Below are 14,995 nucleotides of genomic sequence, written 5' to 3'. Positions count from 1 at the left end.
AAAATATGCTATATATAAGGCTTTCGGTAATTTTTAAACATATAATTCCTGTTCATATATTATTATAAAATATTAATTATTAAGAAACTTATCTGTTTATCATATAAATTTAATGAACTTATCTTAAATTAATCTGACTCTAATAATATTTTAAAAAAATTTTTATTAAGTTATGTTTTAAATTAAAAGGAATCATATTAGATACAAATAATCATTTTAAAATACTACTCTTTAAAATTCTTAGTATTTTAAATTTGATTTTAAGCATCTTTATGATTCCTAAAAAATTATAAATCTAATTTATCCTTATTGAATTATCTTAATTTAGTATTCTATGATTTATAAAGCTTATCTCATATTCATCAATAGAGCCATCTTTATTTAAATCAAGAGAAGTGTTAGTAGTACTTCCAATGTTTTTAGATACCATTGCTAAGTCTCCTATATCAATCTTTCCATTGCCATTAAAGTCTCCTGTACTTTCTTCTATTAATAAAGAGTTAAATCTTGCTATTGCACCCTCTAAAGATTCCTTAGATGAATTTATTTCTTCTTCAGTAGAATCTTCCTTGTTAAATACTTCTTCAGCCTTATTAATTTCAACTGCTAATCCATCCTTAGCGCCTTTATGGTATTCACCAACATTAAATCCTTCTACAGATTCCTCTAGTAAAGATTTACCTTGATTTATTAATTCACCTAAATTTGTTTTATCAACCTCTGGTGTTTCCTTTACTAAAGCTTTTATTGAAGCATCTAAATCAATTACTATTTGATTTATTTGATCTTGAGTGTAATCAGCTTTATTTTTGTTAGCTTCATTAGCAACTTCTAACACTTCACTAAATAAAGCCCATGACTCAGCTGTATATTCTTCTTCAACTAAAGAGTTTCCTAAAGTTAAAACTTTATTGAAATCTTCAAAGTCAGTTGCCCTTAAAGCTAATCTTTCTTCTGCCTTATTTAGATTTTCTAAAGCCTTATCTATTTTCTTTTGAGATGAATTAGAATCATCTAAAATACTCTTAGCTTCATTTAATGCTTCTTTTAAAGTTTCAAAGCTACTTAAAGTGTATTCATCTCCACTTAAATTTATAAGCTCATCATATTTTGCCTTTAAGGAATCATTTACTGGAAATTCAAACTCTTGGTTTAAAGTTATTATTTCATAAATATTTGGTGCAACATCTGTCCATTCAATTTTTATCTCATAGATATTATTGTAATCACGATTAATAAATTCATTTAAACTATTGCTTAATGTTCCTAATTGAACCCATTGATCAGTTACATTTTCACTGCCATCACCAACTCTAGCCATAACCTTAGCATTTGAAATTGAACTTCCACTTTGAACTATTGTAACCTTTCTAACATCTGTTTTTTCTGATAAACGATAAGTTATACTTCCTTCAGAAATCTCACCATTATTAGTATTTGGCTTATATGAAGTTGTTAAATTTCCATCTCTTAAATTACTTGGGGCAAAGCCTCTTTCCTCAATTGGATTTGAAATATAAGTTAGATCATTTACTGTAGATATATATTCTCCATTGTTTATCATAAGTTCATTTATAACTGTCCAACGATGTCTATATGGTGCAGTAAATAATATTCTTACATATCTAGCCTTTTGATTTAAATTATCTCCTTCCACATAAGCACTATCTATTGGAACTATTCCACCTGATTGGTTTCCATGTTTATATCCATTTTTTAATGGTGTAGAGAACATGTCGTCTACTCCATTTTCTACTCCATCTCCAATATTAATAGCGTCTGTCCAAGTTTCTCCATCTAAAGATAATTGAATTTTACCATCCCTTACATGGTCAACTTCAGTATCTAATACAACATATTTTAAATTATTCACAAGAATTTCTTGTCCTAAATCATAGACTATAGTATCACCTGTACTAGGTGCACCTAAGAATTTAACTCTTGTTTTTAAATCTCCATCTACAGCTTTTTTAGCTCCATCATCTCCAACATAAGCATCTACTAATGATGGTTCATAAACTTCATTTGAATTAACTTCAAACTTAGTTAAATTAAAATTAACAGCTTCATTACTTGTATTAATTAGCCTTACATATCTGCCGTCTTCTAATGTATTTTTATCTGTTATCTCAGTCCACTCAACACCATTCATAGAGCTTTGAAGTTTTAATCCTGTATCATTTGAAATTTCAAGATTAATATTACTTAAATCTTTAATACGATTTAATTTAACCCCAATATATTCTCCATGATTTAAGCTTAAGTCATCTATAGGTATCAACTTAGTTACATCTTCTTTAGCTAAAGATAATAAATCTAATTCTGTATTTGTATATACATTCTCTTTATTTCCTGCATTTTCTAATTCATCACTAATTATTGCAAACTCTGAGAAAGTAAGCCACTTGTTGATATTTTCCATATTAGTAAGTCTTATATATTTAGCTGAAATAGGCGTTTCAAAGGATTCTTCTATAACATCTTTTCCTGCCGGAGCACCTGTTTTATCATATTCTTTTATAGTTGTCCAACTTTCATTATCTAATGAATATTCTAGTTTGAACTTATTCCATTTATCAGAGCTTCCTCCTCCATTTTTACCTATTACAAATCTAATTCCATCAAGTTTTATTTCTTTTCCTAAATCTAAACCTATAAATTCTCCTGCTAAAGATGTATCCCCATTAAGAGTTTTATACCATACACCAGTATTATCATCTCCATCTAAAAGATTAGCTTCATTTCCTTCATAAACTTGCCAAGATTCACTTCTTATTAAACTTGGATTAAACTCTACACCTGAGTTTGAATCCTCTTTCTTATTTACATTAATATCTCTAACCCCGAGCCAAGTATTCTCTCTTGCCTCTGTAGCTATTAAACGAACTCCTCTAACCTTTAAATCTAAATTTTCTACTTTTATAGCTCCAGGCATTGTATATTCAACACCCTCTTCTAAATCAATCCATTCTCTTCCGTCAACTGTATATTGAATCTTAGCCTTTTGCATTGTATCGTTAGGATTTGAATTTGCTCCCATTAAGAATTCAACATTATTTAAAGTTATAGGATTACTATATTTAACTCCTACATAAGTTCCAACATCTATTCTATTTGGATTTTTATAAACTAATTCAGTACTAGCATTATTATCAAAAATATTATCTGGATTTCCTGTTGGGGCATCTTGTCTATTACTTATATAAGTTGCTATTATTCTATTTGGATCAACAATAGAGCCTATAACAACTGATAAGTTTTGACCCATACTCTTTATAAATGGAACGATATGTTGAACTCCAACCTCTGCATACTCAGTATGGTCTACATAATGGAAACCATAAGTTTTTGATTTTTCAAAGGCACCTTGTGCTTCTGAATAATTAGCCCAAGCAGCTTCATCGTCTCCTTCTTCTATTGCAATTGCTGATTTTAAATATCCAATAGCAGCATCCATAGTATCTTCCCAGCAATTTAACCAATAAATTATTTGATCTCTTGTTCTCTCATTTCCCGGATTATTTTTATAATAATCTGCAGCCTTTTGAAGGTTTGTAAACTCTGCTATTAATTCTAAAGCATCTTCTTTAATACTTGCCCCACTATCGTACTTTTGCTTAAACGCCTCTAATTTTGGTGCTAATTCAACAGACTCTTGTAGAGGTCTAACCCTTCCGTCCATATTTTGATTTATCATATGCTTGCTTATTTCTCTTAAAGCAAGTGAAGAGTTTGTTTCCTCAGCAGTTCCATGATCCATATACTTAAATGAATCATTCCAGTTTTCATCGGCTTCTTCTTTATTGTCCCATATATTCCAAGCATAATCTGCTATAGCGAATAAAGCTGACTTATTAGCTTCTGCTTGTTGCATTGGGTTTAAAACTATACCATCTATCTTACTTGGATCAACTCCTGGATGTAAGAATGTATCATTTCCTCCCATTATTAAATGTTGTTTAGAGTTATCTGAACAAGGCCAGTTAATCCAGAAGAATGGAGCTCTTCCTGGGTGACCCTCAGTAGAAATATTATTCATGAAATTATTTGCAAAATTTTCATCTACTTCTCCCCAAATTCTACCTCCAGTCATAACTATACTTACATTATCTTCAGCTTTATTTAACTCTTTTAATTGTGCAGAACTTCCATTTCCATAGTAATCCGATGGACAGAACATTAAATCTGTTTTTAAATCTGGATAAGTTGATTGTTGTTCTTCTAACCATCTTGTTAAATCTGTAAGAAGCTTAACATACATACTAGCACCTTGAGCCGGTGCTGAAGCATCATCAGCTAAAATAGCAAACTGTCTAACATCATTCTCTAAAAGTTGAGTAAACTTTGCCTTTATTACTCCTAAATCATTTTGATAATTTTCTTCAGTATCAAACCTAACTGGATTATTCATAAATGGATGTAAGGCATATACATATCTATTTTTAGTCTCATTCCCCACCTGAGCTAACTTCTTAATTTCAGATAATTTTTCTTCTGGATATAAATCTCTCCACTTGCTATTATGATAAGGATCATCTTTAGGTGCGAATACATATTGATTTAGTTTGTAATCCCCACCAAATTTCATAAGTTCTGCCCTATCTTCATTAGACCAAGGATTCCCATAATATCCTTCTATAAATCCCCTATGAGCAACTTCTGCATAGTCATCAGCTCTGAAATTCTTAATTTCATTTCCCTCTTCTAACTGATTAAATACATGTTTTAAAGTAGTAACTCCATAGAAAGCACTATCTGTATCCTCCCCAATTACTCCAATTACTCCATCCTTAACACTTACTATATTGGCATCCATTTTTTCATCAAAAAAACTCTCATCATGAGGAATATTTTTATTGAAATAATTATCAACAACTCCTCCTGATTCATTAATACCTACTAAAAAATTTGTCTTTCCTGGCACTATTTCATTTGAGACAGTGGCTTCTAAATTACTAGCTTCTAAAACTTCATCAACCCGCTTTTTAGTGTAAGTATCAATTCCATCATCATATACAATATTTATTTCATCACTTATTTGAAATTCTCCACCACTATAACTTATTTCTTGTGGCTTTGGATATATTTCATAAAAGTTTTCTGTAATACCATCTGTTGCAAAAACAACTAAATTTGATGGCAAAACACTAATTGTCATAGCTGCCAATACTGTAGATGTAATAATCTTTCTAATGTTCTTATTCATAAACCTTCCCCCATAAAGTTATTTTCATATTATAACTAAATTGTAATTGTTTCCCAATAAATAGTACATGTATTTTATTTACTTCTTATGTTAATAAATCAAATTTTTAATAAAAGTAATTAGTATCTTTATTTTTTCTTTAGAAAGATTTTAGGTAAATTTAATGTCTTTGTAACTCACATGTCATCCACTTAAACTATTTAATTGTTAAAATTTTGTGTATAATCATATTATAGGAAAGATTACAACAGGGGGGATTAAATTGAAAAAAGGAAATGTACGTACTTTAGATGGAATCATTTACTCCTTATTTATTTTTATGACTATAGTTACACTCTTCATAATATATAGGGATATTCCAAGCAATGCAGTTCTTAATTTTGTTACAGCTTACGCCATATTTGCAATACTTATTCCTTTATACATATTAGTAAGAGTCCTATTTACAGTTAAACATTTTACTTTTGAAGAGGTAAAAAAAGAAGGAGTTAAATTCTTAATGTTTTTTATAGGAATCATGATGCTTAATTTAGTTGGTGATTTTTTATTACCATTGCCAGACTTAAAATTAAGTAAAATGTTACCTTCCTCATTAGGCTTTGCTTTTGGAATAACTTGTTTTGATATAGTTTTATCTAAAAGAACAAAGTAAAATAGGTCACAGCTTTATTACTGTGACCTATTTTTTATTCTTATTTTTTATTAAATTAACTTTAATTAATATAAAAGTAAACTTTTTATTTAACTTTAAATAAAAAATCTTGTATCTCTTATAAACTATAGATATTACTAATATACTATCTATCTTACAAGCTTATTTTAAGTTCTTAATTCTTTAATAAGATACAATTTTAATCATTAAGAATTGCACTAGTAGTCTTGATTTTCTTTTCAACAGCCTCACTAAACATTTCTTTAATTACCTCTGTATATAATAAATCTAATAAAAATATTTGTGGTATTTTTGATGATATTGATCCTGTTTCAAAGATTGTCTCAGCTGATGTATATGTCAATTCATAATCAGATAACTTTCTTAATGGATTATCACTATCTTCTGTTAATGTTATTATCTTTGTACCATTTTCTTTAGCTTGTTTTACAGTTTTTATTACTTCTTTAGTAGTACCTGAGTTTGAAATAGCAACTATTACATCATCATCATTTGTTATAGATGACATAATAACCATTGTATGGCTATCAGTTACTGGTACTGTTGTAAATCCAATTCTCATGAATTTATAGTTTATATCTGTGGCAGCTATTCCTGAATAACCTATACCTATGAAATAAACTCTCTTAGCATTCATTATCAAATTTTTACATTTGCACATTAAATCTAAATCAATCTGCTTAACTGTTTGCTCTAATATATTAATAGATGATTTTAACATCTTATTTGCAGTTTCTGTTACACTCTCATCCCTATGAACATGCAAGTTTATAATACTTGTATTTTTTTTGTTTGAAATCTCTTTTGCTAAAGTAACTTTAAAGTCTTGGAATCCATTAAACCCCAACTTCTTAGTAAACCTTGTTATGGTAGCTTCTCCTACTCCTGATTCCTTAGCTATTATAGATATTGATTTGTATATAATATTGTCTAAATCTGACTTTATATATTCAATTAATGTCTTTTCTGACTTAGTTGCTTTAAATTTTGGATTTTCTAATTGTTCTAATATTCCCATAAAGTACCTCTTACTGTTTTAATATTTTGACTCAATTCTATGGTTATATTAAATACTTATAAATAATTTAAAACACTCTAAAACTAAGTCAAATATAATATTTTAAGTATATCATTCTTGTCATATAAGCTCCATAATTTATATAAATTATATTATTGTCATTTATTTCAAGTAAAATTACAAAAGATAACTACTTATTAAAATTCTCTTTAAAGTTATAATAAGCGCCCTTCATTCCTGCAGTATTTTTAAGCTTTGCAAAGGCTATTTTAGTGTTATTATAAACTGATTCTATTAAGTATTTTCTTAAGCTATTTTCTATTAAAGGTCTAAACACCTCTTCTCTAGCCATTATTCCTCCACCTAAAACTACCACTTCAGGATTTATTAAATAAACAATATTTGAAATTCCTAAAGCTAGATTATCAGCTAATTTTTCAACTTCCTCCTTGCATATTAAATCACCATTTTCATAGTTATCTAATACATATCTTCCATCTATACTACTAGGTTCAACTCCTTTTCTAAGTGCTACATTTTTAACTAAAGCACTTGCTGATGCAATATCTTGAATATGCTCTCCATTAACCATCATATATCCAATTTCTCCAGCTGAATTACTAAAACCATGTAGTACTTTACCATCTATGATTAAAGCTCCTCCAATACCTGTTCCTATAGTTAAACAAGCCATTGAATGAGTACCTTTACCAGCACCCCCAAAGAATTCTCCTAAAGCTGCACAGTTTACGTCATTTTCAACAAAACAAGGTAAATTAAACTCTTCTTCTAATATTTTCTTAACTTCAACACCAGTATAATTAGGTATTGTTGGACCAGCATAAACTATTTTACCTTCTTTAGGACATACCATCCCTGCTGTTGATACACATATTCCTCTTATGTCATTATTAATCTTAATCTCATGAATTATATCTTTAACTTTCTCTATTATACTAAGTCCACCTTTATACGCTTCAGTGTCTCTATCATTAGTCTCTAATAATGTTCCATCTTCATTTATAACTCCGTATTTTATACTAGTTCCGCCTATATCTATAACTGCAAATAAACCCATACATATCACCTCTAATAAAATTATTATTCTCTAAGTCTATTATAAACAATAAAGGTTGCATCAAAAATAACTTAAAATAAAAATTACAAACCTAAATAATTCTAGATCCTCGGTTTATTACTTTAAGCTTTGATACAACCTCATAAAATAAAATACTATAAAATTACTTTATAAATAGCTTTCTTTACATCTGAAGGCTCATTATCAGCCTTTAAACAAGTCATGTGTATATCTTCTGGATAACAGATAAGGAAATCTCCCTCTTCTAAAACAACTGTAGAATTTTCTTTGCCATCAAAAGATAAGAAATCATCTTTTTCAACGAACTCTTTAAACTCTAAATTTTCTTTAAAGTTAAGATCTATTCTTTCTCTTCCACTAAAAACCACATGAACATCTATATATTTCTTATGACCTTCCCAAAAACGATCTTCTTTATTTTTTGTAGTGTAATTAACTCTATTAAAGAACAACTCTTCACCTTTTATTTCATGAGTACCTGGTTCAAACTCTATTACATTATTATTTTTTGCATGTAGTAAAGCTTCCTTAACAAGTTTTGGTAGATAATCATAACTTTCTAAGTTTATTAAATTGCCGAATATCATTTCATTCACCTCTAAAACATTCAATTTTAAAGTAGTGCTGATCTTCAGATAATTTTAAAACTATCTAAAAATCAACACTCACTCTAATTAAACATTATTTTTTATTTATATTAACTATTAGCTATTTCACTTTCATTGTAGTAAACTGTTGCTTCATTTAAAGTTTTCTTATCAACTAATTGAGATTGAGTCATTAGTGAAACTATCATTCCAACTATAACTGAAACACCTATTGATATGATTGAGTATGACCAGATACTTACATCGAATCCGCCATATTTACATACTACAACAGCTATTGCTGATGCTATAAATCCAGCATATGCACCTGCTTTTGTAGCTTTTTTGAAGAATATTCCTAATACGAAGATTCCTGCTAAAACTCCAAGAACAAGTCCCATAAATCCGTTAAACCATTCGTAAGCTGAGTTTACTCCACCATTTGCAAGGATTACTGCCATAATTATTGAAGCTATACCAACACCTAATGATATATATTGAGCAACTTTTGTTTGCTTTTCCATTGACATATCTTTTGTTATAAAGTTTTGGATATCTAAAGTCCAGCTTGTTGCAACTGAGTTTAATCCAGTTGAAAGTGTTGATTGAGCTGCTGCATATATAGCTGCTAAAACTATACCTGTTATACCAACTGGTAATTGGAATGCTATATATGATGCAAAAATTTGGTCTTGTTGAGCAGTTTGTAATAACTGTGGATTTTGATTATAGAAAACATATAAAGCTGTTCCTATTAAATAGAATACAGTTGCTACAAATAATGATAATACTAAGTTACCATAAGTCATTTTCTTTAATTGTTTTATATCTGTAGTAGTAGTAAACCTTTGCACTATATCCTGACTTGAGATATATGAAGAGAAAGTATTTAATCCTCCTCCAACTATTAATAGGAATACACTTGTTTTAAATATATTTGCATTGAATATTGGCTCTTGTGAAGATAGGAATTTTCCTCCTTCAGTTAATTCGCTCATAATAGCTCCAAATCCACCATTGATTGTTGAAATTAAGAATATTAATGAAAAAACGATACCTGCTATAAGTACACAACCTTGAATGAAGTCTGTCCATAAAACTGACTTTAATCCACCTGTGTATGAGTAAATTATTGCTATTACGCCCATTGCTACTATAAGTAAATAAACATTTATTCCTGTAAGATTTGCTAATACCATTGATGGTAAATACATTATGATTGCCATACGTCCTATTTGATAAATAATGAACATTATAGCTCCAAGAATTCTAAGCCCTTTATCTTTATATCTTATTTCTAGATATTCGTAAGCTGTATCTATATCTAGTCTACTATAAACTGGTAAGAAATATCTTATTGTAAGAGGTACTGCTACAAACATACCAAGTTGAGCAAACCACATTATCCAAGTTCCCTTATAAGAGTTACCAGCTAGTGATAAGAATGAAATTGGACTTAATAAAGTTGCAAATATAGAAACTGAAGTAACCCACCAAGGGATAGTTCCGTCACCTCTGAAGAACTCTTTACCTTTCATTTCCTTCTTAGAGAACTTTAACCCTGCGTAAAGAACAGCTCCTAAGTAAACAACTAGTACAACTAAATCAAACTTCGTAAACCCTTGCATACCAATTCTCCCCTCTTTAATTTTTTATGTAGGCTAACTTTTTAAGTTAGCCTACTATTTCATTTCTCTTAAAAACTCACTATACTTTAAAACTTTTAATTCTTAGAAATATTTTTTATTAATTTCCTTAGCTTTTGCAATCATTTCTTCAGTAGCTTCTTTCATAGGTTGTCTACAATATCCTGCATCAACACCTTGCTCTTGAAGAATTAATTTTATTGTTTGGTAAAGACCATTATTTAAGATATCAGTTATTAAATCATTAGTTACATGTTGAACTTCTAAAGCAGTTTCAATGTCACCTTTTTGAGCAGCTTCAAAGATTTGTCTTGCTCTAACACCGTTTACGTTGAATGTTGATCCTATAGCTCCATCAACACCAAGTACTGTAGCTGGTAACATCATTTCATCGAATCCAGCAAATATTAATTTATCTGGGAATGCTTTTCTCATACGTTCTAATAAGTAGAAGTCTGCTGCTGTGAATTTAACACCGATAATCTTATCGTTTTCAAAAAGTTCAGCAAATTGCTCTATTGACATATTTACTCCTGTTAAGAAAGGAATTGAGTAAATTATAAGTTTATTGTCAACAGAATTTATTATTGTTTCATAGTAATGTTTTATTTCATTAAAATCGAATTTATAGTAGAATGGTGTAACTGCTGAGATTGCATCATATCCTAAATCTGTAGTAAATTTAGCTAACTCTACAGCTTCTTTTAAATTAACTGATCCTACTTGAGCTATTAATTTAACTTGTCCTTTTGCTTCGTCCATAGCAATTTCAAATATTCTTTTCTTTTCATCAGTTGAAAGCATGAAGTTTTCTCCAGTACTTCCGCCTACATAAAGCCCGTCTATTTTACATACATCAATATTGTGTCTGATTATTTCTCTTAAACCTTTCTCATTGATGTTTCCATCCTTGTCAAATGAAACTAATAATGCTGAATAAATACCTTTCATTGTTTTTCTCCTCCCAAAATCCTTTAAATATTTGATTTATTTTAAAATATCAGTAAATCTCTTAGTTATTTGTTGTGGTCTTGTTATAGCCCCTCCAACCACTGCTGAATATGCACCTAAATCAAGTGCTTTCTTTAGTTCTTCTGGAGTGTTTATTCTTCCCTCACAAATAACTGGAATTTTTACCGTTTTTACTAACTCTTCTAAAAGTTCAAAGTCAACACTGTTGCTTTGCTTAGAATATGGTGTATATCCTGAAAGTGTTGTAGATACACAATCAAATCCTAATTTTTCTGCTTCAATACCTTCTTCTAAAGTTGATATATCAGCCATTGCTAATCTTCCTTTTGCGTGAATAGCATCAACTAAATCCTTTACATTTTCACCATTAGGTCTTTTTCTCTTTGTAGCATCTAATGCTATCATTTCACAATCTGTTTTTAAAAGCTCGTCCACTTCCTTCATAGTTGGAGTTATATAAATTTCTGAATCATCGTAATTTCTTTTTATTATTCCAATGATAGGAAGTTTAGTAACTTCTTTTATTTCATTAATATCATTAACGCCTTGTGCTCTTATGGCCGCTGCTCCACCTTGCTTAGCTGCTATAGCCATCCTTCCCATAATAAAAGAACTATGCAAAGGTTCATCTGATAAAGCTTGGCAAGAAACTATTAAATTTCCTTTTACCACGTCTAACATTTTATCACCTTTTTCTGAAAATTATTTTCTTTATGTTTTTATTGTAATCCTTTTCCCACAGAATTTCAATACTTTTTGAAAATATTTTTCTATTTTATGGTTCTTAGTTTTTCCAAATATGCCTACAACCTATGTTTCAAGCCATTTTTATTCATATTTTTTTCACTTTTATTCCTATAATTTTTGTTTTTGAAAATTTATTTCATAAAAAAAGAGCATGTATCAAAATATTTTTTATTAATATATATTGATACAGCTCATTTTAATTTAGAAAATTATATACTTTATTCTACCCATTGAATTACTTCACTTTTTGGAAGTCTTGATTTCTTTCTGTTAGGATCTTCTTTCCTATATCCAAAGGCTATTAAATATGTTAATTCATATTTTTCTTTATCTAAAATCCCTTTTTTAGCTAATATTTCTTCTACCTTTTCTTTATCAAATCCCTCAATAGCACATGAATCTATTTCTCTCATAGCAGCTGCTGTCATCATATTCCCTAATGCTATATAAGTTTGTCTTTTTGACCATTCAAGTAATTTTTCATTTGTTTCATCAGCTTCTAACTTTCCAACTTGGAAGTTTTTTAATACATCTTTTATTCCTTCAAAAAACTCTTCTGAAACACCTTTTGTATTAATCCAAAGGTTTCTAATATAATCTGAATCATATTTAACTTCACTTCCTGCCTTTGTTAAAGCAATTACAATATGACTTGTTGTTGAAGCTTGTCTTTGAAATCCCCAAGATACTTCTGAAATTTCTTTAATTAATTCTTTATTTTCTACAATAAGAAACTTCCAAGGCTCTAGTCCAAATGAACTTGGAGATAATCTAGCTGTTTCTGCAATCATCTCCATATCCTCTTTAGGTATTATTTCTCCTGTAAATTCCTTTGTAGCAAATCTAAAATTAAAAATATCTATAATATCTTTTCTATCCAATTTCATTATTATATCCTCCTATTCATGTTGATTTATTATTTTTATGTAATATTATTATTTTCTAATTATTAAGATATTATTATTTTATTTATTATACCATAATTCTTATCTATTTACTCAGGTATATAATTAAAAATACAATATCTAAATCATAGTGTATTTCTATTTAAATCTCTTTAAATTTCAATTGTAATTTTATTGAAAAAGAACTAAAATATAATAAGTATCATTGGTTAATCGTATTCAAAAGAAAAAAATTTTGCTTTTAATCAATATGCTAAGGGGAATTATTGAGAACTTTTTAGGAGGTGATTTTTTGATAAAAGTTGAAAATTTAACTAAGGAATTTAAGATTCGTAAAAAAGAAAGTGGACTTAAAGGAGCCTTTAAATCACTTTTTACTAGTGATTTTGATTCAAAAACAGCAGTATCAAATATTTCCTTTGAAATTAAAAGTGGAGAAATCGTAGGTTATATAGGCTCTAATGGTGCTGGTAAATCCACAACCATTAAAATGATGACAGGAATACTAACCCCATCCTCTGGTCAGGTGTTAGTAAATGGACGAGTTCCCTATAAGGAAAGAGAAAAAAATGCTAAAGATATTGGTGTTGTTTTTGGTCAAAGGACTCAACTTTGGTGGGATTTAGCACTATCTGAGACCTTTACAATATTAAAAGATATTTACTCTATTCCAGATGAAGTATATGAAAAAAACATGAAATTTTTAAATAAGGTTTTAGATTTAGAAGAATTCATGACAAGGCCTGTTAGAACCCTTTCTCTTGGACAAAGGATGAGAGGAGATTTAGCTGCCTCTTTGATACATAATCCTAAAATACTATATCTAGACGAGCCCACCATTGGACTTGATGTAGTTGTAAAAGAAAAAGTAAGGACAGCCATAAAAGAAATAAATAAAGAATTTGGAACAACTGTCATACTAACTACTCACGATTTAAGTGATATTGAGGAATTATGTAAAAGAATAATAATCATAGACAAAGGTACTAAGATATATGATGGAAGCTTAGATGACATTAAGAAAAAATATGGTTATATGACAACCTTAGAAATTCAAAGTAAGAAAGATTTTAAAACCTTACTAAACATTAAGGAAATTTTAAAATCTGAAAGTAATATACCTATTGAAACCTTCTCTAGTGATGATTTAAGTGAACATATTGAATCTGGAAAACTTATTATAACCTTTAATAAAAATAAAATAACATCTTCTAAAATTATTTCAAAGGTTATTGAAAGAGTTGATGTTTTAGATTTCTTATTAAAAGAAAGTAGCATTGAAGATATTATTAAGAAAATCTATAGAAATGAGGTGTAGCTATGGATTTCTTTAAAACAATACGAGTTTATAGTTCCTTTGCTAAAGGTACTTTTAAAGCTCTTTCATCTTATAAAGCCAATCTACTTATGGGACTAATAGGACAATTAATTATGATAAGTGTTACTTACTTTCTTTGGATAGCTATTTACAGTAGTTCTCAAGAAGGAATTATGAATGGATTTACCCTAAAGGAAATGCTTACTTATGTTATGATTACACTTTTAATCGGAATCGTTACCAGTAATGATATAAGCCAAGAGATATCCTTTGAGGTTAGAGATGGATCAATTTCTACAAATCTGATTAAACCTATAAATTATAGGCTTAGAATAATTTTTATAGGCATAGGGAACTTTATATTTTTCTTTTTAACACTATTTTTACCTGGCGCAATTTTAATTAGCACCTACGCAATATTAAATGGAATAAATATTAACTTAGCTTCAATATTTATATTTTTAATTAGTATTATTTTAGGATGTTTAATCAATATTTATTACTCTTATATTTTTGGACTACTATCTTTTAAGTTTTATAACATATGGGGAATAAGTCAAATTGCTAGAGCTATTATAATGCTTGTTTCAGGGGCAATGATCCCCCTTACATTCTTCCCTGAAATAGTTCAAAAGTTATTTAACTTTTTACCTTTTAGTTCAATTATATATACTCCAGCTATGATTTATCTTAACAAATTAAGTTACATTGAAATAGCTAAATCCCTTGGATTACAACTTATATGGGTAGTAATTCTTATGGTATTATCTAAAATTATGTGGAATAAAGTAATTGATAAATTAACTATTCAAGGAGGTTAGAAT

11 protein-coding genes are annotated in these 14,995 nt (G+C 28.8%); 3 read left to right on the top strand and 8 right to left on the bottom strand.

Annotated features, from left to right (window positions below; translation table 11 throughout):
• Nucleotides 1-319 precede the first annotated feature (319 nt).
• Nucleotides 320-5,206, bottom strand: a complete 4,887-nt coding sequence (gene nagH, locus GOM42_RS01190; protein WP_110077545.1) for a hyaluronoglucosaminidase — start codon at nucleotides 5,204-5,206, stop codon at nucleotides 320-322.
• Between the two features lie 262 nt (nucleotides 5,207-5,468).
• Here nagH and GOM42_RS01185 point away from each other — a divergent pair, with 262 nt between their 5' ends.
• Nucleotides 5,469-5,858 (top strand): hypothetical protein, encoded by a 390-nt coding sequence (locus GOM42_RS01185; protein WP_003479965.1) that lies wholly within the window; start codon nucleotides 5,469-5,471, stop codon nucleotides 5,856-5,858.
• A gap of 199 nt (nucleotides 5,859-6,057) precedes the next feature.
• Here the strand turns inward: GOM42_RS01185 and GOM42_RS01180 are convergent, their stop codons facing one another.
• The 7 genes from GOM42_RS01180 to GOM42_RS01150 form a co-directional block, all read right to left on the bottom strand.
• Nucleotides 6,058-6,897, bottom strand: a complete 840-nt coding sequence (locus GOM42_RS01180) for a MurR/RpiR family transcriptional regulator (protein WP_110029751.1) — start codon at nucleotides 6,895-6,897, stop codon at nucleotides 6,058-6,060.
• A 190-nt stretch (nucleotides 6,898-7,087) separates the two neighbouring features.
• On the bottom strand, nucleotides 7,088-7,975 hold the full coding sequence (locus GOM42_RS01175) for an ROK family protein (RefSeq protein WP_110077544.1): 888 nt from the start codon (nucleotides 7,973-7,975) through the stop codon (nucleotides 7,088-7,090).
• Between the two features lie 155 nt (nucleotides 7,976-8,130).
• Nucleotides 8,131-8,583 (bottom strand): YhcH/YjgK/YiaL family protein, encoded by a 453-nt coding sequence (locus GOM42_RS01170; RefSeq protein ID WP_003457506.1) that lies wholly within the window; start codon nucleotides 8,581-8,583, stop codon nucleotides 8,131-8,133.
• 110 nt (nucleotides 8,584-8,693) lie between these two features.
• Nucleotides 8,694-10,211 (bottom strand): sodium:solute symporter, encoded by a 1,518-nt coding sequence (locus GOM42_RS01165; RefSeq protein ID WP_003452654.1) that lies wholly within the window; start codon nucleotides 10,209-10,211, stop codon nucleotides 8,694-8,696.
• A 102-nt stretch (nucleotides 10,212-10,313) separates the two neighbouring features.
• Entirely contained in the window at nucleotides 10,314-11,180 is an 867-nt protein-coding gene (locus GOM42_RS01160) for an N-acetylneuraminate lyase (RefSeq protein WP_003457546.1), read from the bottom strand.
• 36 nt (nucleotides 11,181-11,216) lie between these two features.
• A complete protein-coding gene (locus GOM42_RS01155) occupies nucleotides 11,217-11,882 on the bottom strand; it encodes an N-acetylmannosamine-6-phosphate 2-epimerase (protein ID WP_003452659.1) in 666 nt (221 codons plus the stop codon).
• Between the two features lie 284 nt (nucleotides 11,883-12,166).
• Nucleotides 12,167-12,835: an NAD(P)H-dependent oxidoreductase gene (locus GOM42_RS01150; RefSeq protein ID WP_003457494.1), complete on the bottom strand. Its 669-nt coding sequence runs from the start codon at nucleotides 12,833-12,835 to the stop codon at nucleotides 12,167-12,169.
• A gap of 268 nt (nucleotides 12,836-13,103) precedes the next feature.
• Between GOM42_RS01150 and GOM42_RS01145 the strand changes: the two genes are divergently transcribed.
• On the top strand, nucleotides 13,104-14,171 hold the full coding sequence (locus GOM42_RS01145) for an ATP-binding cassette domain-containing protein (RefSeq protein ID WP_322385372.1): 1,068 nt from the start codon (nucleotides 13,104-13,106) through the stop codon (nucleotides 14,169-14,171).
• Between the two features lie 2 nt (nucleotides 14,172-14,173).
• Nucleotides 14,174-14,992, top strand: coding sequence for an ABC-2 family transporter protein (locus tag GOM42_RS01140; protein ID WP_060669466.1), 819 nt, complete (start codon nucleotides 14,174-14,176; stop codon nucleotides 14,990-14,992).
• The last annotated feature ends 3 nt before the right edge of the window (nucleotides 14,993-14,995 follow it).

This window comes from Clostridium sp. 16K-1-R1 (assembly GCF_023921145.1).
Taxonomy (GTDB): domain Bacteria; phylum Bacillota; class Clostridia; order Clostridiales; family Clostridiaceae; genus Sarcina; species Sarcina perfringens.
Note: the sequence above shows the minus strand (reverse complement) of the source record. Positions and strands in the feature narration are given on the sequence as shown.